The organism is Paenarthrobacter sp. PAE-2, assembly GCF_026013155.1.
GTDB lineage: Bacteria > Actinomycetota > Actinomycetes > Actinomycetales > Micrococcaceae > Arthrobacter > Arthrobacter ureafaciens.
On sequence record NZ_JAPDNV010000101.1, the window covers coordinates 1 to 777 of the forward strand.

Consider the following 777-nt stretch of genomic DNA (forward strand, 5'->3'; position numbering starts at 1 on the left):
TGCAGATGTTGGACGTGGCCTTTTCGCGGCGGATGTGCTGCTCGCGGGTCTGCAGCGCCAAGCGGTAGGCGGGGACACCGGCGTCGTCCTTGGAAACGCCCACCAGACGGCCGGGCATGGAACGCTCCAGCCCCTTCTGGACTGCCATGTAAGCGGCGTGCGGGCCACCGAAGAACAGCGGAACACCCAGTCGCTGGGCGGAGCCGACGGCGATGTCCGCACCCTGTTCACCCGGAGGGGTGATGAGCGTGAGGGAAAGAAGGTCGGCAGCAACCGTCACCAGCGCGCCCCGCTCTTTCGCCTCGGCGATGACGGCGGAGTGATCGAAGACACGGCCGGAGACGCCGGGCTGCTGGAGGACGACGCCGTTGATGTCGCCGTCGGGCAGGCCCGCGGAGAGGTCCGCAACCTCGACCTCGAAGCCGAGCGCTTCAGCGCGGCCCTTCACGATCGCGATGGTCTGCGGCAGGCAGTCTGCGTCGAGGACGGTCTTGCCATCCTGAACTGCTTTGTTTTTGTTGGCGCGGCGCATCATCAGCACGGCTTCGGCGACGGCGGTGGCTTCGTCAAGGAGCGAAGCATTGGCGATCGGCAGGCCAACGAGGTCCTGGACCATGGTCTGGAAGTTCAGCAGCGCCTCGAGGCGGCCTTGGGAAATTTCCGGCTGGTAGGGCGTGTAGGCGGTGTACCAGGCCGGCGACTCGAGGATGTTGCGGCGGATAACCGGGGGCGTGATGGTGTCGTAGTAGCCCTGGCCGATCATCTGGACGGCAGTCT

General features: G+C 66.2%; 1 pseudogene. It reads right to left on the reverse strand.

From position 1 onward, the window contains the following. A pseudogene (locus OCL88_RS21365) lies at positions 1-777 on the reverse strand (glycine dehydrogenase (aminomethyl-transferring)); the annotation flags it as partial.